The following is a 26,161-nucleotide window of genomic DNA, read 5'->3' on the forward strand; positions in this document are numbered from 1 at the left end:
ATCTCCACTCATGACGGGGGACTGTCATGGCTGAAAATGACAGTAGCCAAGAAAAAACAGAGGAAGCAACCTCCAGAAAGTTGCAACAGGCTAAAGATAAAGGCCAGGTTGCACGCTCCAAAGATTTAGGAACCTCTGCCGTTCTTATTGCTGCTTCAGTTGGGCTTGTTATGACCGGGCCAAGCATTGCTAAAGCGATGCACACCATTATGACCAACCTATTTACATTAACCCGTGATGAGATTTTTGATACTCGGCAGATGATGAATATCTGGAGCATGGTGGGCAGTGAATTGGCAGCGCCTTTGCTAGGTTTTATCTTATTGCTAGCTGTGATTGCCTTTGCTGGTAACGTGGCGTTGGGTGGAATGTCTTTTTCAGCCAAAGCCTGTATGCCAAAACCGAGTAAAATGAGTCCTGTCGCAGGTTTGAAACGAATGTTTGGCGTACAAGCTGTAGTTGAACTCACCAAAGGTATTGCTAAGTTTTCAGTGGTGGCAATTACCGCTTATGTGGTTTTGAAAATCTATTTGAATGACATTTTGATGCTGTCGCAAGATCATCTTCCTGGCAATATTTATCATGCGTTAGATCTGGTTTCTTGGATTTTCATCTTACTGTGTGCATCGACCTTTATTATTGTTGCTATCGATGTTCCTTATCAAATTTGGCATCACGCCAAACAGTTAAAGATGACCAAGCAAGAAGTTAAAGATGAGTACAAAGATACCGAAGGCAAGCCCGAAGTTAAGGGGCGTATTCGTCAGTTACAACAAGAGATGGCACAAAGACGCATGATGGGGGAAGTACCGAATGCTGATGTCATTGTGGTTAACCCTGAACATTATGCCGTGGCGGTCAAATATGATGCTGCCAAGTCAACTGCACCGTTTGTGGTGGCCAAAGGGGTTGATGAAGTCGCATTTAAAATCCGTGAAATTGCCCGCGAGCATGATGTGGCTATCGTTACTGCACCACCATTAGCGCGTGCTATTTACCACACGACCAAAATAGATCAAGAGATCCCAGAAGGGCTATTTACAGCAGTCGCTCAAGTGCTAGCCTACGTATTTCAGTTACGTCAATACCAAAAAGGCAAAGGGCGTCGCCCCAATGCTATTCCTACAAAGCAACCGATCCCTGATGAGCTTAAACATTAAACAGGCTGCATTATCAATGGAATTGTGGATTAACCTTATATTGAAGTCTCATTTTAAAGCAGAAGGTGTTTAAAAAACACTCACTTACTTGGCTTTCCATTCTTTGCTCATTCTTTTCAGGTTATAGTGTGCATGCTCTACAATTTGAGCAGCTTGATCCTGTTGGTTTTGTTACTCGTTAACGCTTTAAAATTTTGGTACTAAATTTGCAGTACAGCCAAGAGGCGTCAAAGATTGGACTTAGGGTGAATGGAATTTAACGCAAGACTTGGGCAATTAAAACAATTAGAGCCCGCACATTTTAAAGGCGTGGGTACCCCATTATTGGTTCTAGCCGCTCTGGCTATGATCATTTTACCTATGCCTGCCTTTCTGCTGGATATTCTGTTTGCATTCAATATCGCACTAGCATTAGTTGTGCTACTTGTTGCTATCTATAGTGACAGGCCGTTAGATTTTGCCGCCTTTCCTAGTGTTTTGTTAGTTGCCACATTACTGCGATTAGCATTAAACGTAGCTTCCACACGCGTTGTATTACTAGAAGGTCACAATGGCGGTGACGCTGCCGGTAAAGTGATTGAGGCATTTGGCTCAGTCGTTATTGGTGGTAATTATGCCGTCGGCCTAGTGGTATTTTTAATCTTGATTATTATTAACTTCGCAGTTGTCACCAAAGGTGCAGGTCGTATCTCTGAAGTTAGTGCTCGCTTTACCCTTGATGCTATGCCTGGTAAACAGATGGCTATTGATGCCGACTTAAATGCAGGGCTGCTTAGTCAAGAAGAGGCACGTGCAAGACGCGCGGAAGTGACCCGTGAAGCTGATTTTTATGGTGCGATGGATGGTGCTTCAAAATTTGTAAAAGGTGATGCAATTGCAGGGATATTAATCTTGGTGATTAACATTCTTGGCGGTTTCGTCATTGGTATGGCTCAACATGGCCTCAGTTTTTCCGATGCGATTGAGATTTATACGCTACTGACCATTGGTGATGGTCTTGTTGCACAAATACCTGGTCTTTTATTATCAATCGCAGCCGCCTTAATGGTGACTCGTCAAAATGAATCTGGCGATATGGGCGAAATGATGATGAGTCAGATGTTTGACAGCCCGAAGGCTCTCGCCATTGCTGCCGCTGTTATGTTTGTGATGGGCATAGTACCTGGTATGCCTCATTTTGTATTTTTATCACTGGCCGCTATTGCCGGTGCCTCAGCCTATTTCATTAACAAGAAGAAAGAGACTGACCGAGAACGTGCTTTGGAATTGGCTAAATCAGGACCTGTCGAGAAACGTGATGCCCAGCCTAAAGAGCTTAGCTGGGACGATGTTCAACACGTTGATACTATTGGCCTTGAAGTGGGTTATCGCTTAATCCCATTAGTGGATAAAGGCCAAGGTGGCGAATTGCTTGGCAGAATTAAAGGGGTGCGTAAGAAGTTATCTCAAGAACTGGGTTTCTTGGTGCCAGCGGTGCATATTCGTGACAATTTAGACCTGTCGCCAAATGCATATCGGATCTCGCTAATGGGGGTTTCCTCTGGTGAAGGTGAAATTCGTCACGATTGCGAGCTTGCGATCAATCCAGGTCAAGTATTCGGTAAATTAGAGGGTATCGAAACTACCGATCCTGCTTTTGGTTTGGAAGCGGTATGGATTGCCCCAGAGCTCAGAGAGCATGCTCAGACCTTAGGTTACACTGTGGTTGATTCTGCGACAGTAGTGGCCACTCATATCAGTCAATTACTGACCAACAATGCCTCCAAGTTACTCGGTTACGAAGAGGTGCAGCAGTTATTAGATATGCTCGCTAAGAGTTCGCCGAAACTGGTTGATGGATTTATCCCAGATGTAATGCCGCTTGGCACTGTGGTTAAAGTGATGCAGAACCTGCTAAATGAAGGCGTATCTATTCGAGATATGAAGACCATAGTGCAGACATTATTAGAGTACGGACCTAAGAGTGCTGATACCGAAGTGCTAACTGCTGCTGTGCGAATAGCCTTAAAGAGAATGATTGTCCAAGAGATCAGCGGCCCTGAACTTGAGATCCCTGTCATTACTTTGGCGCCAGAGTTGGAACAAATGTTGCATCAGTCTATGCAAGCAACTGGAGGTGACGGTCCTAATATTGAACCAAGCCTTGCAGAGCGTATGCAGAAGTCATTGGTTGATGCCACACAGCGCCAAGAAATGGTCGGTCAACCAGCAATTTTATTAACATCAGGCATGCTACGTTCAACATTATCAAGATTTGTTAAGCATACGATTCCAAATCTGAGGGTGATCTCCTACCAAGAGGTACCTGATGAGAAACAGATACGCATCGTATCCGCTGTTGGACAGTAGAGGGCGAATAATTGAAGATTAAGAGATTTTTAGCAAAAGATATGCGCTCGGCCTTAGCCCAAGTTAAAGAAACTTTGGGCTCTGATGCTGTCATCATGTCGAATAAAAAAGTCACTGGCGGAATAGAAATCGTTGCGGCAGTGGACTATGACGATCCTAAGCCCCAAATAGCAGCAGCGCCGTCACCGGCGGCCTTTACTGACCTTAGTGATGAAAAAGTAACACTTGGCTCGCGAGCGAATGTAAAAGCAGAGTCTCGTGCTAAACCAACGCCAGCGCCAGATTCGCTGCAAGCGTTGCTTGAACGCCAACAAAGCCGAGTAAACCAGCACACCTCAGCAACTCGTAGCGAAGAGCTTGATATGCCTGAGTGGGCAAAAGGGTTACAGGCACAAGTGGTTAAATCTAAAGAGCCTATGAAGGCCGAGTTTACCCCCAATAGAGCGCCGGATAGCTTCGCACCGCAAAAACAAAATAACAGTGCTGAAATGGATGCGATGAAAGAGGAACTTGCGTCAATTCGCAGTTTATTGACACATCAAGTTAGCACCCTAATGTCTGAGCAAAAGAAGCGCGTTGATCCCGTTGGCGCGATGTTAGAGAGCAAGCTATTAGAAGCTGAGTTCTCACCGGCAGTGGCTAAAAAGCTGTCTAATTTGAGCGAACATTATTCACCCGCTGAATTGGTGGCCTCATTGCCGCGCAGTTTAGCCAATATGTTAGACAACCAAGGCGACGACATTGTTCGCCAAGGTGGAGTGGTCGCATTTGTTGGTCCAACAGGTGTAGGTAAAACCACAACTGTCGCCAAATTGGCCGCAAGATTTGCTGCGCATCATGGTTCAGATCAAGTCGCATTGATTACAACTGACCATTATCGCATTGGAGCCTTTGAGCAATTGGCAACTTATGGCAAAATAATGGGATGCCCGGTTAAGCAGGCTCATGATTTTAATGAGTTAGAACAGATTTTGTATCAGTTTAGAAACCGTAAGTTAGTTTTAATAGATACCGCTGGTATGGGACAGAGAGATCTGCGCTTATTTCAGCAACTCGATAATTTGACAGCAAATAGCGCAATACCTATTCGTAGTTATCTGGTAATGTCTGCAACAGGCCAGCGTCGAGTACTAGAAGACGCCGTAAAACAGTTTACCCGTATCCCGCTATCTGGCGCGGTACTGACTAAGTTAGATGAATCAGTATCATTGGCGCCAGCGCTCAGTGTGTTGATTCAAAGTGGGTTACCTTTGAGTTATGTGACTGATGGACAACGTGTTCCTGAAGATATGCAAGTGGCTGACACGTTAGCTTTAGCCAACCGAGCATTAGCCGTGTTAGATAACCAAGAATTAGAACCATTACAGAACAGTGAGCGGTCACATGAGATGACCCATGCATTTGAGTAAAAACATGACTCCCGATCAAGCAAGTGGTTTACGTATGATGAATCAGCCAAATAATGAAAAAGTAAAAGTTATCGCCGTATCTGGTGGTAAAGGTGGCGTTGGTAAAACCAGCGTTTCAATTAACACCGCCGTAGCGTTAGCAGAAAAGGGCAAACGCGTGCTCGTTTTGGACGCCGATTTAGGTTTAGCCAACGTCGATGTGATGCTAGGTTTACGTGCTGAGAAAAATTTATCTCATGTTTTGTCCGGAGATGCCGAATTAGATGATGTCATCTTAAGAGGACCTAAGGGCATTGGGATTATTCCTGCGACGTCGGGAACTCAGGCGATGGTAGAACTCACTCAAGCACAGCATGCAGGTCTTATTCGTGCATTTAGTGAAATGAGAACCCAGTTTGATATCTTAATCGTTGATACAGCCGCCGGGATCTCAGACATGGTGCTCAGTTTCTCACGTGCATCACAAGATGTATTAATCGTTGTTTGTGATGAACCAACATCGATAACTGATGCTTACGCATTGATTAAAATTTTGAGCCGCGAACACGGTGTGTTCCGTTTTAAGATTGTTGCTAACATGGTGCGCAGTTTACGTGAAGGGATGGAGTTGTTTGCCAAGTTAAGTAAAGTAACAGATAGATTCTTAGATGTTGCGCTTGAGCTGGTTGCTACTGTGCCATTCGATGAGAATTTACGTAAGTCAGTTAGAAAGCAAAAGCTAATTGTTGAGGCATTCCCTAAGTCTCCTGCAGCGATTGCTTATCACGGGCTTGCGAACAAGATAATGAGTTGGCCGATACCTTCTCAACCGGGTGGACACTTAGAATTCTTTGTTGAACGATTAGTCCAACGCCCTGATTATCAAGAGGATAAGTCAGGTGAATAAAGCGGCCGCGTATACTAGTTTAGATAATAAGACCTCTATCGTTGAACAGTATGCACCGCTAGTAAAAAGAATTGCCCATCATTTATTGGCGCGCTTACCGGCGTCAGTGCAGTTAGATGATTTGCTGCAAGCAGGTATGATGGGGCTGTTAGAGGCATCATCAAAGTTTGATGGTAGTAAAGGCGCGAAATTTGAAACCTTTGCAGGTATTCGAATTCGCGGCTCTATGTTAGACGAAATAAGACGCGGTGATTGGGTACCGCGATCAGTACATCGCAATCAGCGCCGAGTTGCGCAAGTGATTGATGAGCTAGAGCAAGAGCTTGGCCGCGATGCACGAGATCCAGAGATTGCAGAGCGTTTAGAGATGTCGCTCGACGAGTATTACAGCATTCTAAATGATGTGTCAGTGGGCAAAGTTGTTGGCATTGAAGATTTAGGTGTCGCGGTCGATGTGGTTAACCACGAAGATAACCATGATGATGTTGCTTATGAGTCGCTAGCTGAAGTTGAATTTCATTCAGCATTAGTGGCCGCGATAAAGCTATTACCAGAACGTGATGCTCTGGTATTGTCACTGTATTACGATGAAGCATTAAATTTAAAAGAGATTGGGGCCATTCTTGAGGTCAGTGAGTCTAGAGTTAGCCAGATCCATAGTCAGGCGATGCTAAGGCTCAAGGGTAAACTCAAGCACTGGACGCAAACATAACAATAAACAAACACTAAAAGATAAGTTCCGCGGAGGAAACCTTGGACAAGAATATGAAGATTCTTGTTGTTGATGACTTTTCAACAATGAGACGTATCATCAAGAACTTGTTGCGAGACTTGGGATTCAACAACACTCAAGAAGCAGATGACGGTTCAACAGCCTTACCTATGTTACAGAAGGGCGATTTTGATTTTGTCGTAACCGACTGGAACATGCCAGGAATGCAAGGTATTGATCTCTTAAAGGCGATACGTGCCGATGATGAGCTAAAACATTTACCTGTATTGATGGTAACGGCTGAAGCTAAACGTGAGCAAATTATCGCAGCAGCGCAAGCTGGCGTTAATGGCTATGTAGTTAAGCCTTTTACCGCAGCAACGCTTAAAGAAAAGTTAGACAAAATTTTCGAGCGACTAGGTTAAGCAAGGATGAGCAATGCAGCAAGATACGTCAGGGCTCATTACTCTCGAGCAAGCTGAGAGCCTCGTCGCGTTACTTCGCGATGGCGAGCAAGCAAAAGCCGATGAATTGGTGAGAGAAATTGCTTCACCGATCCAAAAAGAACTCTTTGATGAAGTTGGCCGTTTAACCCGCCAGCTCCATAGCGCAATTGTAGACTTTCAAGTGGATAACCGCTTGATTGAACTTGCCAATACTGAAATCCCAGATGCTAAAGAGCGCTTGACCTACGTCATTGACATGACGGAACAAGCTGCAAATAAGACCATGGATGCGGTAGAAGAGTGTTTACCTTTAGCAAATGCATTAAGCGACAATATTCAAGCGGTAAAACCTGCATGGGATAAACTCATGCGCCGAGAGTTACCGCTGACTGAATTTAAAGCGTTATGTCATGATATTCAGCAATTTGTTGAAAGAAGCGAATCGGATGCGAACCGAGTAAGAGAACTTCTTAATCAAATATTGCTAGCACAAGATTTTCAAGATCTAACAGGCCAAATGATCCGCCGAGTGATTGATCTCGTCAGAGAAGTTGAGAACAGCTTAGTATCGATGTTGACAGTCTTTGGTGAGCAACCAGCAACTGCTGATGAAAGTGCACCATCGCGTGATGTTGAAGCCGAAGGTCCTATTATGAACGCAGAAAAACGTCAGGATGTTGTGACGGGTCAAGATGAAGTTGATGATCTGCTTTCGAGTTTAGGTTTTTAAGGGAGTCAAAAGAATGTCCTTTGATGTTGATGAAGAGATACTGCAGGACTTTTTGATCGAAGCTGGTGAGATTTTAGAGCTTCTACAGGAACAATTGGTCACGTTAGAAAATAATCCTGACGATACTGATCTGCTTAACGCTATTTTTAGAGGCTTTCATACTGTAAAAGGTGGTGCCGGTTTCCTCAGCTTGACACCAATGGTTGATGTCTGCCATGAAGCCGAAAATACCTTCGATCTTTTGCGTACGGGCAAGCGAGATGTTAGCGCCAACCTTATGGATGTTATCCTGCAAGCTGTTGATGCAATTAACTCTATGTTTGCCGAAACTCAAGCAGGTCAACCTCAGTCTCCAGCAGATCCCGATTTGCTAGCGCAACTAAAAACCCTCAGTGCAGGGCAATTGCTGCCTTCTGAGATGGCAGATACTCAAGCGAGTGTTGCCGAGGTTGAAAGTATTGCGGTAGTTGAAGAAGCAACCGTTGTTGAGCCCATTGTTCCACAAGCCCCTATCGCTGCAGAAACTGCCGATATGACAGCAGGCGGTAGTATCGACGACATCAATGACGCGGAATTTGAAGCATTACTCGATGCATTGCACGGTAGTGGCAACGGACCTGGTGTTGATGCTCCCGTGAGTCATGTTGATCCAGTGCAGAGTTCAGACGACATTACTGATGACGAATTTGAATCATTACTGGATGAGCTTCATGGTTCAGGCCAGTTTAAGGCGCCTGCAGCTGCGGCTGTTATTGAAGAACCTAATCATGTTGTTGACTCTGATGAGATAACCGATGACGAGTTTGAACGTTTACTTGATGAGCTGCATGGCTCTGGTGCAGCACCTGCTGCTGTAGATGTAGATAAACCGGCACAAGTTGAAACTTCTGCAGCACAAGCGTCAGTGGTGCAAGCGATTACGACATCGCAACAAAAGGCGGTAGCAGTTCCAGTTGCTAAAGCCGAACCAAAGCCTGTTGCTAAATCAGCCCCCAAAGCCACTGGCAATAATATGCCGCAAGCTGAAACGACAGTGCGTGTAGATACTTCACGACTCGATCAGATCATGAATATGGTTGGTGAGCTGGTATTAGTTCGCAATCGGTTATTAAGTCTTGGGATCTCACGTGATGACGAAGAGATGTCGAAGGCTCTAGCCAATCTAGACCTAGTCACTGCAGATCTTCAAGGCGCGGTAATGAAAACCCGCATGCAGCCAATTAAGAAAGTATTTGGCCGTTTCCCGCGTGTTGTCAGAGATTTAGCCCGTAGCCTTAATAAAGAGATTGATCTTGTTATGGTGGGCGAAGATACCGACCTTGATAAGAACTTAGTTGAAGCGTTAGCTGATCCACTTGTGCATTTGGTGAGAAACTCAGTCGATCATGGCATTGAGATGCCTGATGATCGTGAAGCTAGCGGAAAAGCTCGTAGCGGAACGATTACCCTGTCTGCGAGCCAAGAAGGTGATCATATCCTACTCAAAATCGAGGATGATGGCGCTGGAATGGATCCCGAGAGGCTTAAAAATATCGCCATAGATCGTGGTGTGCTCGATGAAGATGCCGCAGCCCGTATGACCGACGAAGAAGCCTACAATTTGATCTTTGCGCCTGGTTTCTCAACCAAGGTCGAAATATCAGACATATCGGGTCGTGGCGTAGGGATGGACGTTGTTAAAACGCGGATCACCCAGTTAAACGGCACCATCTTTATCGACTCGCTTAAAGGCAAAGGCACACGCCTAGAGATTAAAGTGCCATTAACGCTTGCTATCATGCCAACATTAATGGTTGAAGTTGCTGAGCAAGTGTTCGCATTGCCTCTGTCTAGTGTGAACGAAATATTCCACTTAGATTTGACTAAAACCAATGTGGTGGACGGTCAACTAACTGTCATTGTTCGTGATAAAGCGGTACCGCTGTTTTATTTAGAGAGCTGGCTCACTCGAACTCAAACTGGCGGGATCCATGGAGATAGACAGCATGGACATGTGGTTATTGTGCAATTAGGCACGATGCAGATAGGGTTTGTTGTTGATTCCCTTATTGGACAGGAAGAAGTGGTGATAAAGCCACTCGGCACCTTGTTACATGGTACCCCAGGAATGGCGGGGGCTACAATTACCTCCGACGGTGGTATCGCGCTGATTTTGGACGTTCCTGGATTACTAAAGCACTACGCACGTAATAAAGGCTAACGTCTTATTGATAGGACAAGAAGAAAGTTTATTTTCGACTTGTCCTTTTTACGTGGTGCGAAAGCAGGAACCCCATGCGTTATAGGAATTTAAATGGGCATTAAAGTACTAGTTGTCGACGATTCAAGTTTTTTCCGGCGACGCGTAAGTGAGATTGTCAGTCAAGATCCAGAGTTAGAAGTGGTTGGCACTGCGGTTAACGGTGCTGAAGCTGTTAAGCTTGCGGCAGAGCTTAAGCCGCAAGTGATAACCATGGATATTGAGATGCCAGTGATGGACGGGATCACAGCGGTTAAGCAAATAATGGCCAGTAATCCGCTGCCAATTCTGATGTTTTCATCATTGACGCATGACGGCGCCAAAGCAACATTAGATGCGCTGGAGGCAGGTGCACTTGATTTTCTGCCAAAACGATTCGAAGACATTGCCACTAATAAAGACGATGCAATTGCATTATTGCAGCAACGCATTAAAACCTTAGGTCGCCGCCGTTTATTTAGGCCAGCTATTCGGCCATCACCAACTGCGGTTAAACCGCGAGTAACTTCGGCACCTACGGTAGCATTAACACGTACAGCGGCTTCAAGTATACCAGCACAATCATTGGTAACTGATAAACCCACTAGTCGTTCAACCGCAGTCACTCGTGCAAGTGGTAAAAAGTATAAGGCCTTACTTATTGGTACCTCGACTGGAGGACCGGTAGCACTACAAAAAGTGTTAACCCAATTTCCGGCAAATTACCCGCACCCTATTTTACTTATTCAACATATGCCTGCTGCATTTACGCCGACATTTGCGACTCGTTTAAATAGCTTGTGCAAAATTGAAGTAAAAGAAGCGCAAACTGGCGACCAACTGCGTGCCGGATGCGCGTATCTGGCACCTGGCGGCATGCAGATGATGCTTGAGCGTAGTGGCAGTTTTGGTCGTATTAAAGTACTCGCAGGCAAACCAGAGATGAATTATAAGCCCAGTGTTGACATCACCTTTGCGTCAGCATCTAAGTTATTGGGTGGCGATGTATTAGCGGTGGTGCTTACTGGTATGGGAGCAGACGGTCGCGAAGGCGCGCGTATGCTTAAGTCTGCGGGTGCTAATATCTGGGCGCAAGACGAGGCCAGTTGTGTGGTTTACGGCATGCCGCAAGCCGTAACCAATGCTGGATTAGCGACTAAATCAATTAGTATTGAACAGATGGCCGAGTCAATCCTCAAAGAGACGGCACATGGCTAATAAACAACGGCACTATGATTGTAGAGCTAACAGCAAAGGCGCGGTGAATACTGCGTCATTGTTGGTGATGTTTTTACTCAGTATTGCCGCCTTTGTTTTAGGTTCTCTTTATTTTGAACTCAGGTATAAGAATCAATTACTGCAAGATGAAGTCGCTGAATTAAAAGAAAGTCAGATTTTGTTTATGGTGCCCGATGAACAAGCTGAGGTGATGGCCAATTGGATGGCGGAAAATCCAGTATTTGTACAGTCATTTGTCGCTCGGGCTCGTGCCGGAGAGCTGACGTCAATGCCAATCGGTGATGGCAGCGTTGAGCAACTCATTCAAAGCTCTACAACGCAAGCTAACCAGGCCGAAGCTGAGAATGGTGTTGCCGCAGATAAGAATATTATTAATACAGAAGTTGGTCAGTTAGCTATCGATTCTGCAGAATCAACAGTACCTTTGGTAGATAATCGTTTATTGCGACAGGATGACTCCTCTAGTGTTGAACCTGTCCAGGCTACTGCATTGCAAAAAGATTCTAGTGTGACTGAGCATGTCCCTAATGAGATAGTCCCTGAGACAATTTACAGTTTCCCTGACCAAGCTCAGATGCTTAACATTACTGAAGAGGGCGTTAAGTTGATAAGTCTGCCCCATGGCGGGATCAGGATCACAACTCGGGCGTTAGAAGAGTAGCTGTTAGCTAAGTGTGAGTTAAAGTCTGTCAAAGACGGTGGCGCTGCCATCATAAGGATCATTTTGAAAATTTGGACCATAGCAAACCAGAAAGGCGGCGTTGGTAAGACAACGACTGTTGCTAGTTTAGCTGGCGCATTTACCAAGCGTGGTAAACGAGTGCTCATGGTCGATACCGATCCTCATGCATCATTAGGCTATTACTTAGGGATAGACAGTGAAGAGTTACCGAGCTCTTTGTATGATCTGTTCTTAGCCAATACTAAGTTAACCAAAGAGACTATTGGCAATTATATTGTGCCGACCAATGTACCTGATCTCGATTTAATCCCCTCCACAATGGCATTAGCTACCTTAGATCGTAGTCTTGGACATCAAGAGGGAATGGGGCTGATTTTAACTAAAGCGCTAGCGCTTTTAGAGGACCAATATGATGTGGTTCTTATCGATTGCCCGCCAGTACTTGGCGTGTTAATGGTTAATGCGCTTGCTGCTAGCCAACATATTATCGTGCCTGTTCAAACTGAGTTCTTGGCGATTAAAGGACTGGATCGAATGGTTAAAACGATGATCTTGATGGGACGTTCAAAGAAAGTCGAGTATAGCTATACAATTGTGCCAACTATGTTTGATAGAAGAACCCGTGCGGCCACAGCGGCCTTGGAACAGCTGAACCAAGATTATAAAAATAACCTCTGGTCTGATGTTATTCCAGTAGATACTAAATTTAGAGATGCAAGTTTGAGCCATTTACCCGCTTCACATTACGCTCCACGCAGCCGCGGCGTAAAAGCTTACGACAGACTGCTTGATGACTTGCTTACGAAGGATTTCTCCCATGTCAAAATTGGTTGATGAGGCAGTCAGTGATTACTTCACTTTATTGTTAACTGATGATGCTGAGGTCGCTTGTGTAGAACCAGTAATACCAAGAGCTAAAGAGCTACCTTACGGGCAGCAACGTCAATCAAAGGCTGAAGTTAAAGAGTATGCGGTTAAAGAGCGGGTCAGTAGCCAAGCTTTGGAACAGCTGTTAGCGCCAGTCTCTGCTATCGAAGAAGAGCAAAGTTCAGTTGTGCTTGATAAGTTTGAAAAACCTCAAACTAGCAAGGTTCAAGTGGAGCCGAAAACGCTTGAAGACACCGACACGATAGCCGCAGTAGGCGATTCAATTGTCCATGAGTCTATGACTGCAGCGCCCAAAGCAGAAGAGGTTGAGGGTAATCAATCCTTTAATCTTAAGCAGATTAATAAGTATCCGCCTCCTAGCATTACAAAAGACTTGATAGAGCAATTGGATGATGAGTTTCAAGTGCTTTTCTTTAAAGTTGCTGGGCTGACGTTAGCAGTGCCTTTAGTGAGTTTAGGCGGCATCGTGAACCTTGAACGCATAAACCACTTAATGGGGCGACCTAGTTGGTACTTAGGCGTACAGCAGCACCGAGACTCTCAACTGAATGTGGTAGATACTTGCGCTTGGGTAATGCCTGAAAAATACGATGATTTAGCACAAAATGTTAACTATCAATATATTGTGGTCTTGCAAGATAGTAGCTGGGGGTTAACCTGTGAGTCATTGGTCAATACCGTGAAAATACATAAGTCGCAAGTTAATTGGCGCAGCCAAGCGGGTAAAAGACCATGGCTTGCCGGGGTAGTTAAAGAGCAAATGTGCGGTATTTTGAATGTAGATGCGTTAATTGCGATGCTTGATTCAGGCCTTGGCAGTCAAGGCTAGCTCTTGGTTACTCTGAGTCGTTTAGGCGCTAGGTTGGCAAAATTTGCAATTGCTCGTTTAGAAAAAATGCCAAATGCCGATAAAGTGCATAGGTTTGTAGTATTTCGGTATTAAAGTAATTGGTTTGAAGCGCATAGAAAGATATGCTTATACCAATCACATTAATAGGTGTTCAGAAATAGCGCAGGAAAAACACTTGAGAACAAGGCAGAAATTTTTGATAAGTAGTTATTCTACAATTAAAATTTTTAACGACGTTATCGAGTATTTTAACAAGCTAGAGTGAGCAGTTATTTACTACGATTGGTATTAATATAATATTTAAATAGATAGTCACAGAACTATTGATTGAGGCGATTATGACAAGTTCAAATAGTGTAGCCGTTGCGGCTGGCAATGATGATGCAGTGTTACAATGGGTGACTTTCAAGCTAGATAATGAAACATATGGCATCAATGTCATGCAGGTTCAAGAAGTGCTGCGTTACACTGAAATTGCCCCAGTACCAGGTGCGCCGCACTACGTACTCGGAATTATCAATCTGCGCGGTAACGTCGTGACTGTTATCGACACTCGTTCTCGCTTTGGCCTAGCGTCTGCAGACGTAAACGATTCGACACGCATTGTAATCATCGAAGCTGAAAAACAAGTTATTGGTATTTTGGTTGATAGCGTTGCAGAAGTTGTCTATCTGCGCCGATCTGAAATCGATAATGCGCCAAATGTTGGTACCGAGGAAAGCGCTAAGTTTATTCAAGGCGTGAGTAATCGTGATAGCGAACTATTGATCTTAGTTGACCTTGATAAGTTACTCTCAGATGAAGAGTGGATGGAACTGACACAGATTTAATCGCTAAAGCTAGGGCGGTAAGACTAGAACAGCTTTAGTCGAAATAGAAAGCTGGAATAAACTTTCGAGCCTCAGTGAGTCAACAAACGTTCCGCTAGCCTTAAGCGGGGCGTTTGTTTTAGTTTTGCATGTTTGCCTTCACCCCTTTAATTGAAAAGAGCCATAAATGATTGCTGAAGAAATTCTAATCGGTACTGCGTTAGTGTTTGTGGTGTTATCCATTGGCTCGGTTGTGCTTATTAGTAAGCAAGCTAAAAAGCTACGAGCGAAAGTCGAAGCGTTAACAATATTGGTCAAAGATGGCGATAAGCAAAGAGAAGCAGTAAAACGTGAACTGCAAGAGCTTAGAAGTGGCACTATTGGGGTTGGCCGCAGAGTGTTAGAACTTGAAAAGAAGTTGCAACAACAAGATGCCAAACTTGAAGAGACAAATCAGCAAGATCCACAAGCTAGATTGTATTCCAGAGCGATGAAAATGGTCGACTTAGGCGCAGGTATTGATGAGCTTATTCAAGAATGTGAATTGCCTAAGGCTGAAGCAGAGTTATTGATCCGCTTACATAGGAAATCATAAGGCCGTTCGCTATCTCACTTCGAGGGCGCTTCGGTTCTGGGAAAAGTAAGCGGTTAATAGCAAGTAACGTAAAGTGTCAGATGGTCACTTCACTCATTCCTAGGACTTAGAACTTAGAACTTAGAACTTAGAACCTGAGCCTCTTATATTCACTTCAAAATTTTGTTGTCGTAAAGCCACTGCTTGTTTGTCTCAGTGTTGCTTAGCCGAGCCGTTAAACTTCTTCCATAATCTTTTCATGCATACCATTCCACTTTTCAGGGAATTTGCCATCAAGTACATAGGCGAAAGCAATCAGTTCCGCGATAAGTAAATACAGCTCTTTAGGGATAGCTTCGCCAACATCCATTTTTTGTAAAAACTCGCATAGGTGCTCGTCTTTATGAATGAAGATCCCAGCCTCTTCTGCAAGCGCAATCATCTCTTGAGCCAATTCATCTTCAGCTTTTGCAGAAATGCTTGGCGCTGCGCCTTGATCGTATTTAACTGCCACAGCCTTGGTAGACTGTTCATGTTGGCTCATTGGCTTCTCCCTTTATATTCATATTGATCAATCTATTCGACGCTTGTTTATAGCTGTTATTAGAGCTGGACTCACTTTCACTGTTAGACCTTTACTTTCACCAAGTAATGTTCACCTGGTAGCAAAGTTGCTGGTACTGCTTGTTTTTGTGTGTTTATTGCTACTACCGATAGACCCAATTGCTCAATCTTACTGGTAAGTTTAGGACTGAGTAACTTGACTTTGTTTAACAAGTTTTGATTGTCACTGGCAAAATCAACGGCAATACGCAATGTATTATCAAGCGTGTCCAGACCATTCGCATTGGCAGTTATTAATAGTGGGCTCGATGAAAGATTGAATTTTAGTCTCAGCTTCCAATGGTTAGTACTCTCTTGTGGGTCATTAGATTGTTCAAAGTGGCCTTCAAACTGCTCTTGGTAGTGATTGATTGAATAGGGCTGGGCGAAATACCAATGGTTAATACCGTCAACAGCGCCCGATTGATGTTGATATAGACTTAGGTTATTGAGCAGTGTTCCCAATGGTTTATGAGTCTCTGTCGCTGCTAGTATCGATAATATCTGAGGGGAAAATCCCAAGCGAGTTTGTAAGGCAGCTAATCTATTTGTTAATTCAGTGCTTAGAGGCACTGTAGCGTTCTCGATTGCTCTTTGGCCTAGTAATAGCTGGCAAACTAAGCTTAAGGTGTTTATATGACTTGGTGTACCTGCTTGCCAGCTTGATGGACTAATATTGAGTGAATTAAGGCTAAGTAGTGCTTGTTTTAACTTCTTGGGTTCACTCAGTGATAACAGCGACTCAGGGTTGAGCATCGGCAATAGTTTGAACATCTCACTTGCCAGATTCTGTGTTGGCAAGCTTTGTTTAATAGATGTTCTGGGAAGGCTCCCCGCTTTTGCTAATGCCGAGGTTAGAAAGTTTTGCGGCCCAGGAGTGCTCTTTTGGTTGGCACTATCTAGTGGCAATTTAGCTGTCAATGATCTTGATTCAGCGATCTGCGGCAGTGGTGTTCTTTCTAGCTGGGAAAAGAGCGTCCTGTACTGGTGATTGACGTTGGTTTTACTGGTATTTAACGCCTCTGATAGCAAAGCGGGTTCTGCAGCCTCTTCATTACTGCTATGAGAACTGTCGAGTGTTATCGGTATTTTTGTCTGGATCGGTGTGAGCTTAAGGAACAGCTGTTGCTCTCGTGTTTTTACTGCGACTGAATACTCCCCATTAGCTAATGAGGTCAACATGGGGAGGGTTAGCTTGGAGCCATTATTAAATTGTAATTCACTATCTGAAACCTTTGCATTTGGTAGCAAGTAGCCTTCATTCTTATTCCCAAGTTTGACCAATTTTCGCTCGGAGACATTATTGCGGTTAGCTAGCGCAAGCATCGCTTTAGGCATCGGAAAATAGACAGCTTGGCCTAAGGTGAGCAGCTGTATTTGAGCGGTATTACTGACGAGCGTGTTTTGCTGCACTATATTTAATAGGAATGCTTGGGCTTTAGAAAACTGCTGTGGGCTTAATGCCGCTGCTAATTTTGCGTTATATGTATGTCCTAAAAAGTGCACTTGTACACCATTTTTATCAAGTGTCGCGGTAACCGGGATCTGTGACGTTGGCCGAGCTGAAAGCGGTACTTTTTCGGGCGCAGTGGCGCGACTGGCATGACTTAAAGCTGAATGGGTAATGTTATCCAAAAGAGAGCCCTATTTTATCCAATTAAATAGACATGTTTTATCACAAAATTATGTTTGATCTTATTGTGTTACTGAGTATCCTTAGCCGTCTTACTGGTATTTTATAGCTTTGTTAGTCGATAACCTTAGATTTAGCTAAATTATGCGTTCTTATGACTGTATCGGCAGTAACATACAAAGGCTTTAGTAGAAACAAAGAGTAAGAAATACTGACCTATTCAAAGAGACAATTATGAAGTGTAAATGGATTGTGCTTTCTCTGGCGATATTTGGGTTTTCTACCATAGTTGCTGCGGAGGACATCAAGGAAGGTGAGAGTGTCACTGTCACCTACAATGATCCTCGTGACCCGATTGAAGGGTTTAACCGAGCGATGTGGGATCTCAACTATTTGTATATGGATCGGTATTTTTACCGACCTGTTGCCCACGGCTATAATGATTATATCCCGCTTCCGGTTAAAAGTGGCATTAACAACTTCGTGCTTAACCTCGAAGAACCTAGCAGCATTGTCAATAACACATTGCAAGGTAAATGGGGTTGGGCAGTGAATGCTGGTGGTCGCTTTACCGTCAATACCACTCTTGGGTTACTCGGGGTTATTGATGTTGCTGAAATGATGGGCATGACACGTAAGCAAGATGACTTTAATGAAGTACTCGGTTATTACGGTGTGCCCAACGGACCTTATTTCATGGCGCCATTCTTTGGGCCTTATGTTACCAGAGAGCTCGCCTCTGATTGGGTTGATGATCTATACTTCCCATTATCAGAGCTGACATTTTGGCAGTCAGTGTTAAAGTGGGGTCTTAAAAATCTGCATAGTCGAGCATCAGCAATTGATCAGGAGAGGTTAGTTGACAATGCTTTAGACCCATATACTTTTGTCAAAGACGCGTATTTCCAACACATGGACTACAAAGTATATGATGGTGATATTCCTTTGAGCGAAGATGACGATGAATTGCTTGATGAATATATGCAGGAACTTGAGTAAATAATGAATTTGTCGGCAACTAATAGAAGAACCAGCCGGCAATAAGCGGAAACATTGAAAACAAGGATGTGAGTTGACGCTGTTGTGAGTTAAGGACAGCAAATGGCGCTAAAAGAATTAACGATTCTGTTAGTGGAGGACGATCCCGTTTTCCGCAAGATTGTTACGGCCTTTTTAGAGAGCAGAGGTGCGATTGTTCTCGAGGCTGATAATGGTGAAATTGGTTTAGATTATTTTAAGAAGCAACGCTTTGATGTTGTACTGGCTGACTTGAGTATGCCGAAACTAGGCGGCTTAGAAATGCTGAAAGCTATGAATCAATATAGCCCAGGCACGCCCTCGATTATTATATAGGGTAATCAAGCCATGTCAGATGTGGTAGATGCACTTAGACATGGTGCCAATGATTACCTCGTTAAACCCGTCTCAGACCTTTTTGTTATCGAAAATGCTATCAAAGAATGTGTTAATGGCACACTTGAAGAATCATTACAGTTTGACGAACTAGAATCTCTGTCTTATCTGGAGCTCAATCAAAACCTTGAATTGTTAGCCCAAAGTGAGCAAGCAGCAAAAAGCGTGCAGCAGCAACTATTCCCCCCAAGCCGCATAGAATATTCTAAGGCTCAGATCGACTACAGTCTATTTAACACCGATGAAGTTAGTGCTCACTTTATTGATACAGCAATGCTCGATGATTCGCATATTATGATGTATATGGCGCACTTCTATCCTCACGACAACCGCGCGGCATTCGCTAGCGTACTGTTAAAGAGTTTTGTAAATCATAAACTAAAGCGTTATCGCAATAAATTATCTAAGGTCATCACAGAGCCGTACAACATGCTCACCTATCTTAACGATAGAATGTCTAAGTCTGGATTAGATATTTATGTTGATATGACTTATGTGGTGATTGACTTGTCGAGTTATCGCGTCGCAATAGCTCAAGCTGGGAGCGAGTTTCGCTGTTACCTTCGCAACAGAGAAGGGCTTGCACCACTTGCCATTGCGGACTCTATGCAACTAGGTGTCAGTGATTGGGGAGCGCCTTCAGTGCAATTTCGTACATTAATGCCCGGCGAGCAGTTGTGTGTTTTAACCAATGTTAGTGAGCATAAACTTCAGCTGTTAAATAATGAGTTTCATGGACTTGTGCACGACGAGAATATACCAGCAGGTGGGTTTATTCAGCTAACGGCGACTTAGTAAAGGGGATGACATTCTAGAGCCGCGCTATCAATCCCATCAAATATTGCGAGGGAGTCGATAGGCAAACACCAAAAGCTCTGCTTGGTTTATGTATTATTCAAAAGGTTCTGCTGCAGAGTTAGTTACTCCGTTTTATATCGCAATAGAAATTGGTTGATAAGAAAAGTGCTTTATACCAATTGCATTAAAAGTTTGACCATTCAGCGGGAATTCAAAACGCTGTAGTCAAGTAGTGGGATTTGAGCTAATAGTTATTCTCGGCTCTGGCATCCTGCTTCGCTCTACCTCCTAAATCCATTTAGTCGTATATCCAAATCCCATAGCGAAGCATACAGCGTTTTGCCAATTTGTTTAACTTCAGCCGTACTACGTGAGTTCCTCAGGCTTTCCACTTCTGCTTTGCATTGGCTTAAAAGGGAATAACCATTTCTTTACCAATGCGCTTTGAATTGAAAAGACTGAGGGGCTCTGAACTGGTGAAATACTTAATGTAATTGGTATTAGAACTTATAGATGAAGCAAAGCAGCCATCATCAATGCTAGCAGCGTTAACTCGAATAGCTAAAAGCGGTTAAAAGACAAATCGTTAGCTCTTTTAATGTTATAGATACAAAAATGCCTCGTATTACTACGAGGCATTTACATTCTACTTTAGAACCTAGAACCTATTGCTTTATCCCTTCATGATCTGCTGTTACAGCAATCTCTTGTTCAAGAGCTTCTTCTTCTGTTTCTGCATGACCTTCAGCGCCGTGCATCCAATCAACAAGCTTATCTGCCATGAAGTAAAGGATGATGCCTGAAATAGCTGAAGTGATTGCGATACCTGCGAAGATAGCCATTGCATTAGCAAGTTGCTCTTCCTTCTCGCCGCCATGTCCGATAAATGAACCGACTACGCCACCCACTTTGTTAGCGATAGCAACGAATAGGAACCATGCACCCATCATTAATGATGCGATACGCAGTGGAGCCAATTTAGTAACCATTGAAAGACCAATAGGAGATAAACAAAGTTCACCCATGGTGTGGAAGAAGTATGCACCCACTAACCACCACATGCTTGATTTAGCATCAGCGTCACCGCCCATCTCTAAAACAGCACCAATCATGAATAGGAAACCAATACCTAAAAGCACTAGGCCTAAAGCGAACTTAACTGGAGAGTTAGGCTCATTCTTTCCTAAGCGGATCCAGATAGAAGCGATAACAGGCGCGAAGATGACAATGAACATTGCGTTAAGCGACTGGAACCAAGTGGTAGGAACTTCCCAACCACCAATCATACGGTCAGTAAAGTCGTTAGTGAACAAGTTCATCAAACCACCGGCTTGTTCAAAGCCAGCCCAGAAGATAATAGTGAACAGACCCATGACCATAATCACTTTAATGCGATCACGCTCAATTTTTGTTAGTGGTTCTTTACGAACATCACCAGCCGCTTCATTCTTCTCTTTCTCGAGCTTGGCAGCAGGGTAGCGTCCAATATCACCTAGAAGTTTTTGCGCGAATACGAACTGGATAATGAGTGAAAGTACCATACCGATACCCGCACATAAGAAGCCCATTTGGAAGTTACCGTCATAAGCTGCAACAACTGAGCCTACAATAATACCTGAGAGGAATGCACCAACGTTAATACCCATATAGAAGATAGTGAATGCGCCATCACGACGATGGTCACCCTCTTCATACAAGTCACCAACCATGGTTGAGATGTTTGGCTTAAATAGACCATTACCAATAATCAATGTACCAAGACCAATATAAAACACCATGGTTTCAGAACCAGGGATCCAGCTATGTGGTAGAGCAAGAGTGAATTGGCCAGCAGCCATTAACGCGCCGCCAATGATAATTGCTTTACGTTGACCTAAATAAGCATCAGCCAACCAACCACCGATAAGTGGGGTTAAATAAACAAGACCTGTAAAGGTACCATAGAGTGAAATTGCGTCACCCTGAGTCCAGCCTAGACCATGTCCACCTTCAGTTTGTACTTTATCTACAAGATATAACACCAAAATGGCGCGCATTGCATAATAACTAAATCGTTCCCATAGCTCTGTTGTAAACAACAGGAACAATCCCTTCGGATGCCCAAGCATCGTCCCCTGGGGTTTTACTCCGCTCATTTGTTCTTCCACCTTCAGCTTGTGATTGCCTGTGAGTCAATAAACGCCACAGAAATATATTTTTATAAATAGTCGCGTACCAAATCTGCGGGATATACACACTTAAAATGTTATTTTTAATGCGTATATGTAGCAGTTTTGACCGCTCTGTTATGGGCTTATATTCTAATTTTTATTATTTGAAGCTAAAAATAGCGCCAAATGCGATAAAGCCTACCTTATATACCCTTTTAAGGTGCCTTAAGTCAATTTTAAGGGAGCGACTGCTGACTTAATGAACACTATAAAGAGAAGCTGTTCCTCTTCTGTATAATTGCCAGCCAAGCAGGTATACCTGTTTAAATTTGCATTGGTTCCTTGTTGGTTTTTTTGATAAAATGCAATGCCGTGAAAGGACGTCACTATTTTTGATGATTGGAGTTAATGTTAATGAAAGCTTGGTATTTGTTATATTGTAAGCCCCGTGGCGAAGCTCGGGCTCAACAAAACTTGGCTCTTCAAGAGATTGAAACCTACATTCCAACATATCCCGAAGAAAAGACTCATAACGGGAAGGTCACTGTCCGACGTGTTTCTTTATTTCCAAGTTATCTTTTTATTCACTTTGACCCGCAAGTCACCAGTGTTTCTCGTATTCACAATACACGCGGAGTGATCCGTATCGTAGGGTGTAAAGAGCTAATGACGCCGATAGATGAAGGCGTCATTGGTGCTATTAAAGCACGTGAGCATAAGTGGATAAACGAACTGTTACCTGAGACTCGTTGCAAAGAAGAGCTGGTTTGCCCGGTGAAGTCTGGAGATAAAGTTAAGTTCGTTGATGGGCCATTTGCTGAGCTTGAAGGGATCTTTCAAGAGAAGAATGGCGAGAAGCGCTGTTATGTGCTCTTTGATATAATGGGCAAACAACAGCGGGTCTCAGTAGATCGTTCTACCGTTAAGCTCGCTGGCTGAAGTTTACAGTTGTAGTCTAAACCCCACTATGTATGTAAGACATTGACTATAGTTTCAGTTCAGCTTGTAAAGCTCGATGTCTTTTCCTTAATTTGCAGTTGTAATTAGCGAGATTAAGAATATTCGCTCTTTTGTTTAATTGGAGCTGAAAATGCACTTACAGGTTGGATCAAATGACCAAGTGACTCTTTTATTTCCGATATAGCTCCAAGGTAAGCTTAAGTTTGCTGACTTATCTGATGCAAATAGAGACTTTTGCTGCAGTTTTTATTGTCTCTTAACGATTAAATGATAGCTGTATGTTTTTAAGGCTTTTTGACGAGTGTCATAAAAGTAACGTAATGATTTTTTTTTAAGCATTTGGCAAGAGAATATTGCAGAGTTACTGTTCTGACCACTTTGCTGATGTATAATCTTGCGCTACAAAATAATTTGGAACATCAAATACTCGCTTGTTTCTTTATTGTTAAATGAAGCGTTTGGTCACTAAATCTCTTTTGGTATTAGCCAATAGCTAGATGTTTCTGTACTACATAAAATGAATTTTCCGTCATGCGGAAGGGCAATTTGGAAGCCGTAATCCATGGGCGGTAGCGTGTCTGTAATTTATTTTAATGCCTTACTTTAAGATCAATTACTTAGTTAACAGTCCTTGCTTGCACCCACTATATGTCGATCACGTCATATTATAATTAGATATATCGATTAGCTTTAGTTGTTTTAATCAATATTATTGTTTCTTTATTTTTGTTTGGAGATAAAACTCGGTGTTACATAAAACCAAAAAGATTGTCATCGCAGGTGCTAGTGCATTGCTCCTATTATGCGGGCAAGTGCAAGCAGTAACTCCGTCTCCGCAGATGATTGAGCAGTTTAAAAACTTACCGGCGTCAGAGCAGCAGCGCTTAGCTAAACAATATGGCATTGATCCTTCAATGCTAGGTGGTAGTAGTGGCTCACAACAGCAATTAGAAAACCCACAAGTGGTTAACTCTCGTGCTGAGTATGATCGTAACGGAAACTTGATTCCAAACTCTAGCCAAAATCCGAACTTCTCAAATAACCCTAATAAAGAGAAAGAGCTTACCTTTGAAGAGGACGCGGCAAAAACTGAACTTCAGCGATTTGGTTATGATCTGTTTGCTGGCGAACCGACGACTTTTGCCCCCGTATCTGACGTGCCAGTGCCGAGCGAATACTTAGTTGGTCCAGGAGATAACATCAAGGTTCAGTTATATGGCAAAGAAAACAAAGAGTATGACTTAGTCATTAACCGCGAAGGAGTGATTCAGTTTCCAGAGCTTGGGCCCGTTAATGTATCAGGGCTAAGCTTTAGCGAATTGAGAGCATCTTTATCGCAGCGCATTAAGAAGCAGATGATTGGTATAGAGTCGAATATCACTATGGGGGAGCTTCGCTCGATCCGTATTTTTGTTGCTGGCGATGCCTATAAGCCTGGCTCATATACCGTTTCTAGTCTTTCGACAATCACTCAAGCACTTTTTGTTGCTGGTGGCGTCAATGAAATTGGTTCACTGCGTAATATTCAAGTGAAGCGCAATGGTAAGCTAGTTGGCGCAATGGATTTGTATGACCTTTTACTACGCGGGGATGCATCTGGTGATATTCGTTTACGTTCTGGTGACGTAGTGTTTATCCCATCGGTTGGTGGACTTGTAAGTGTTACCGGCGAAGTCAGACGCCCTGCTATTTATGAACTTAAGAAACACGAAACAATGGCGCAAGTCATTGAGATGGCGGCTGGCGTTAAACCAGGCGCTTATCCAAAGCGTAGTAGTGTAGAGCGCTTTAACAAAAACAGTCTTAGAACGATAGTAAACGTAGATTTAACATCAGAAGCTGGTAAGAACACTAAAGCACTTGCTGGTGATGTCATTCGAGTCAAAAATGCCACTTCGCAATACGAAGATGCGCTCACCGTTGTTGGCGCCGTTGTTCGACCAGGCAAATACCAATGGTTTGAAGGACAAAAAATTAGCGATCTTGTACCTTCCATATGGGGTGACTTAACTGTTTCTGCAGATTTGGAATACGCAGTTGTTGTACGTGAAATGAATAAACAGGGAGATATTCAGGTTTATCAGTTCTCACCATCAAAGGCGATAAACGGCAAAGTACTTTCTGAAAACCTTACGTTGGCTCCTCGAGATAAAATCATTTTCTTCAATTTTAGCGATATGACCCAAAATCGATATGAGCTAAATAAATTAGTAAAAGAGCGAGTAGAAAAGGTGCAGTCATTGGCCGGTGACTCACTTATCGGTAATGATCTATTTAAGGCGGGTTTCTCTCAATTAAATCAACAGAAATTTGCTGACCGAGCTGAACTTGGTGGCATTGCCATTAATAGTAAAGCCGAAGAGGATGAAAGTACGGCGATAAAAGGCGAGGTCAACAAAATGTTGGTAAACCTTTTTGAAGATAGGGATTTGATAAAGTTAAGCAGCGTGATGAACCGCGGTGAGTTACTTTACCCCGTCATTATGAAGTTAAACAGTCAAGGCCGAGCGGGGACTGGCGTCCAAGCTGTTGCGATTAACGGCAAAGTAAATAACCCTGGTATTTACCCTCTGGCGGTTAATGCCAGAGTACAAGACTTAGTGGTTGCAGCAGGTGGACTAGAAGAAGGCGCTTACACAACGCGCGCGGAACTGACTAGTACACATACAACCATCGATGGTTCTTCAATTAGTCACAAAAACATTGCATTAGATGTTGCTCTTCAAGGTGATGTTTCGCAAAACCTGTTGCTCAAAGGTCGCGACATTCTTACTGTAATGACAACGCCAGATTGGCAAGAAAATAAGTCAGTTGAAATACGCGGAGAAGTGAAGTTCCCAGGCACTTATAACATTCGCCGTGGAGAAACATTAGGTGATGTGCTTACCCGTGCGGGCGGCTTTACCGAATATGCATACTTACCTTCAACCGTTTTTGTACGGGAATCTGTGCGTCAACAAGAACAGTTAGAGATTAAAAAGCTTGCTGACCAACTTCGCCGTGATATCGCCACACGTGGTGTATCAAAAGACGGTAACGTCGTAAATTACAGCGATGCTCAGATGATGCTTACTGATCTTGAGACTATCCAAGCAGTAGGTCGATTAGTGGTTGATCTCTCAGCAATTTCAATTGGTATCTCCCAGGCAGATCTTCAGCTTGAAGACAAAGACGTACTTTACATCCCATCGACCAAGCAAACTATTGCGGTAATGGGGGAAGTGCAACATGCCGCTACACATAGATTTAAAGAAGGTCAAACTGTCGACCAATACCTAGCGATGTCTGGTGGTGCTCGAGAGCGTGCTGATGATGATAGAACTTATATCATTAAAGCGGATGGTTCTGTAATGCTTCCAAACAAATCTATGTGGTTTAGCAGTGAGTCTAATTTGCAGCCAGGCGATACTATCATCGTGCCACTCGATACTGAGTACAAAGACAACCTAACACTCTGGACACAAGTCACCAGCATCATATACAACACAGCAGTCGCGTTTGCTACTGTTGCCAACCTTTAAAAGGTGACTTGAGAGAATTAGGCTCAATCCTAAAGCTTAAGATTTAGCCTAATAAACAGGGAAGGTGCCTTGGTGTAATTATACGCATTTCAAGATTAAGAAGTGCAGAAGTCGGTTGCTTTTGATATAAA

The 26,161-nt window shown here is 43.5% G+C and carries 20 protein-coding genes and 1 pseudogene; 18 read left to right on the forward strand and 3 right to left on the reverse strand.

Features of this window, described 5'->3' with window-relative positions; genetic code table 11:
• The first annotated feature begins 26 nt into the window (after positions 1 to 26).
• From flhB to SWP_RS06890, 14 genes are all read left to right on the forward strand, one after another.
• The gene (gene flhB / locus SWP_RS06825; protein ID WP_020911696.1) at positions 27 to 1,160 is read left to right on the forward strand and encodes a flagellar biosynthesis protein FlhB; all 1,134 of its coding nucleotides are present in this window, start codon (positions 27 to 29) and stop codon (positions 1,158 to 1,160) included.
• Positions 1,161 to 1,409: 249 nt separating this feature from the next.
• Positions 1,410 to 3,509, forward strand: a complete 2,100-nt coding sequence (flhA, locus tag SWP_RS06830; protein WP_020911697.1) for a flagellar biosynthesis protein FlhA — start codon at positions 1,410 to 1,412, stop codon at positions 3,507 to 3,509.
• 11 nt (positions 3,510 to 3,520) lie between these two features.
• Positions 3,521 to 4,918: a flagellar biosynthesis GTPase FlhF gene (gene flhF / locus SWP_RS06835; protein ID WP_044555739.1), complete on the forward strand. Its 1,398-nt coding sequence runs from the start codon at positions 3,521 to 3,523 to the stop codon at positions 4,916 to 4,918.
• A 4-nt stretch (positions 4,919 to 4,922) separates the two neighbouring features.
• On the forward strand, positions 4,923 to 5,804 hold the full coding sequence (locus tag SWP_RS06840; RefSeq protein WP_044556319.1) for a MinD/ParA family protein: 882 nt from the start codon (positions 4,923 to 4,925) through the stop codon (positions 5,802 to 5,804).
• Positions 5,797 to 6,516, forward strand: a complete 720-nt coding sequence (locus SWP_RS06845; protein WP_020911700.1) for an RNA polymerase sigma factor FliA — start codon at positions 5,797 to 5,799, stop codon at positions 6,514 to 6,516. Before SWP_RS06840 ends, SWP_RS06845 begins: the two co-directional genes overlap by 8 nt.
• Positions 6,517 to 6,557: 41 nt before the next feature.
• Positions 6,558 to 6,941 (forward strand): chemotaxis response regulator CheY, encoded by a 384-nt coding sequence (cheY, locus tag SWP_RS06850; protein ID WP_012143382.1) that lies wholly within the window; start codon positions 6,558 to 6,560, stop codon positions 6,939 to 6,941.
• A 13-nt stretch (positions 6,942 to 6,954) separates the two neighbouring features.
• Positions 6,955 to 7,692 (forward strand): protein phosphatase CheZ, encoded by a 738-nt coding sequence (locus tag SWP_RS06855; protein ID WP_020911702.1) that lies wholly within the window; start codon positions 6,955 to 6,957, stop codon positions 7,690 to 7,692.
• Positions 7,693 to 7,705: 13 nt separating this feature from the next.
• Positions 7,706 to 9,892, forward strand: a complete 2,187-nt coding sequence (locus SWP_RS06860) for a chemotaxis protein CheA (protein WP_020911703.1) — start codon at positions 7,706 to 7,708, stop codon at positions 9,890 to 9,892.
• Between the two features lie 93 nt (positions 9,893 to 9,985).
• A complete protein-coding gene (locus tag SWP_RS06865) occupies positions 9,986 to 11,128 on the forward strand; it encodes a protein-glutamate methylesterase/protein-glutamine glutaminase (protein WP_020911704.1) in 1,143 nt (380 codons plus the stop codon).
• Positions 11,121 to 11,810: a hypothetical protein gene (locus SWP_RS06870; protein WP_020911705.1), complete on the forward strand. Its 690-nt coding sequence runs from the start codon at positions 11,121 to 11,123 to the stop codon at positions 11,808 to 11,810. The genes SWP_RS06865 and SWP_RS06870 overlap by 8 nt, the downstream gene beginning before the upstream one ends.
• 63 nt (positions 11,811 to 11,873) lie before the next feature.
• Positions 11,874 to 12,665, forward strand: a complete 792-nt coding sequence (locus SWP_RS06875; RefSeq protein ID WP_020911706.1) for a ParA family protein — start codon at positions 11,874 to 11,876, stop codon at positions 12,663 to 12,665.
• The gene (locus SWP_RS06880) at positions 12,649 to 13,548 is read left to right on the forward strand and encodes a chemotaxis protein CheW (RefSeq protein ID WP_020911707.1); all 900 of its coding nucleotides are present in this window, start codon (positions 12,649 to 12,651) and stop codon (positions 13,546 to 13,548) included. Before SWP_RS06875 ends, SWP_RS06880 begins: the two co-directional genes overlap by 17 nt.
• A gap of 359 nt (positions 13,549 to 13,907) precedes the next feature.
• The gene (locus SWP_RS06885; RefSeq protein WP_020911709.1) at positions 13,908 to 14,399 is read left to right on the forward strand and encodes a chemotaxis protein CheW; all 492 of its coding nucleotides are present in this window, start codon (positions 13,908 to 13,910) and stop codon (positions 14,397 to 14,399) included.
• A gap of 169 nt (positions 14,400 to 14,568) precedes the next feature.
• On the forward strand, positions 14,569 to 14,973 hold the full coding sequence (locus tag SWP_RS06890) for a DUF2802 domain-containing protein (RefSeq protein ID WP_187148558.1): 405 nt from the start codon (positions 14,569 to 14,571) through the stop codon (positions 14,971 to 14,973).
• Between the two features lie 214 nt (positions 14,974 to 15,187).
• Here the strand turns inward: SWP_RS06890 and SWP_RS06895 are convergent, their stop codons facing one another.
• Both SWP_RS06895 and SWP_RS06900 read right to left on the reverse strand, forming a co-directional pair.
• Complete coding sequence (locus SWP_RS06895; RefSeq protein WP_020911711.1) at positions 15,188 to 15,496, reverse strand: EscU/YscU/HrcU family type III secretion system export apparatus switch protein; 309 nt, start codon at positions 15,494 to 15,496, stop codon at positions 15,188 to 15,190.
• 83 nt (positions 15,497 to 15,579) lie between these two features.
• The gene (locus tag SWP_RS06900) at positions 15,580 to 17,190 is read right to left on the reverse strand and encodes a hypothetical protein (protein ID WP_020911712.1); all 1,611 of its coding nucleotides are present in this window, start codon (positions 17,188 to 17,190) and stop codon (positions 15,580 to 15,582) included.
• Between the two features lie 232 nt (positions 17,191 to 17,422).
• Between SWP_RS06900 and SWP_RS06905 the strand changes: the two genes are divergently transcribed.
• The gene (locus SWP_RS06905) at positions 17,423 to 18,187 is read left to right on the forward strand and encodes an MlaA family lipoprotein (protein WP_020911713.1); all 765 of its coding nucleotides are present in this window, start codon (positions 17,423 to 17,425) and stop codon (positions 18,185 to 18,187) included.
• 102 nt (positions 18,188 to 18,289) lie between these two features.
• Positions 18,290 to 19,396 (forward strand): annotated as a pseudogene (locus SWP_RS06910) (response regulator).
• Between the two features lie 668 nt (positions 19,397 to 20,064).
• Here the strand turns inward: SWP_RS06910 and SWP_RS06915 are convergent.
• Positions 20,065 to 21,534, reverse strand: a complete 1,470-nt coding sequence (locus SWP_RS06915) for a peptide MFS transporter (protein ID WP_020911716.1) — start codon at positions 21,532 to 21,534, stop codon at positions 20,065 to 20,067.
• 429 nt (positions 21,535 to 21,963) lie between these two features.
• Here SWP_RS06915 and rfaH point away from each other — a divergent pair, with 429 nt between their 5' ends.
• A complete protein-coding gene (rfaH, locus tag SWP_RS06920) occupies positions 21,964 to 22,488 on the forward strand; it encodes a transcription/translation regulatory transformer protein RfaH (protein ID WP_020911717.1) in 525 nt (174 codons plus the stop codon).
• A gap of 767 nt (positions 22,489 to 23,255) precedes the next feature.
• A complete protein-coding gene (locus SWP_RS06925) occupies positions 23,256 to 26,030 on the forward strand; it encodes an SLBB domain-containing protein (protein ID WP_020911718.1) in 2,775 nt (924 codons plus the stop codon).
• The last annotated feature ends 131 nt before the right edge of the window (positions 26,031 to 26,161 follow it).

It is taken from the genome of Shewanella piezotolerans WP3 (assembly GCF_000014885.1).
GTDB lineage: Bacteria > Pseudomonadota > Gammaproteobacteria > Enterobacterales > Shewanellaceae > Shewanella > Shewanella piezotolerans.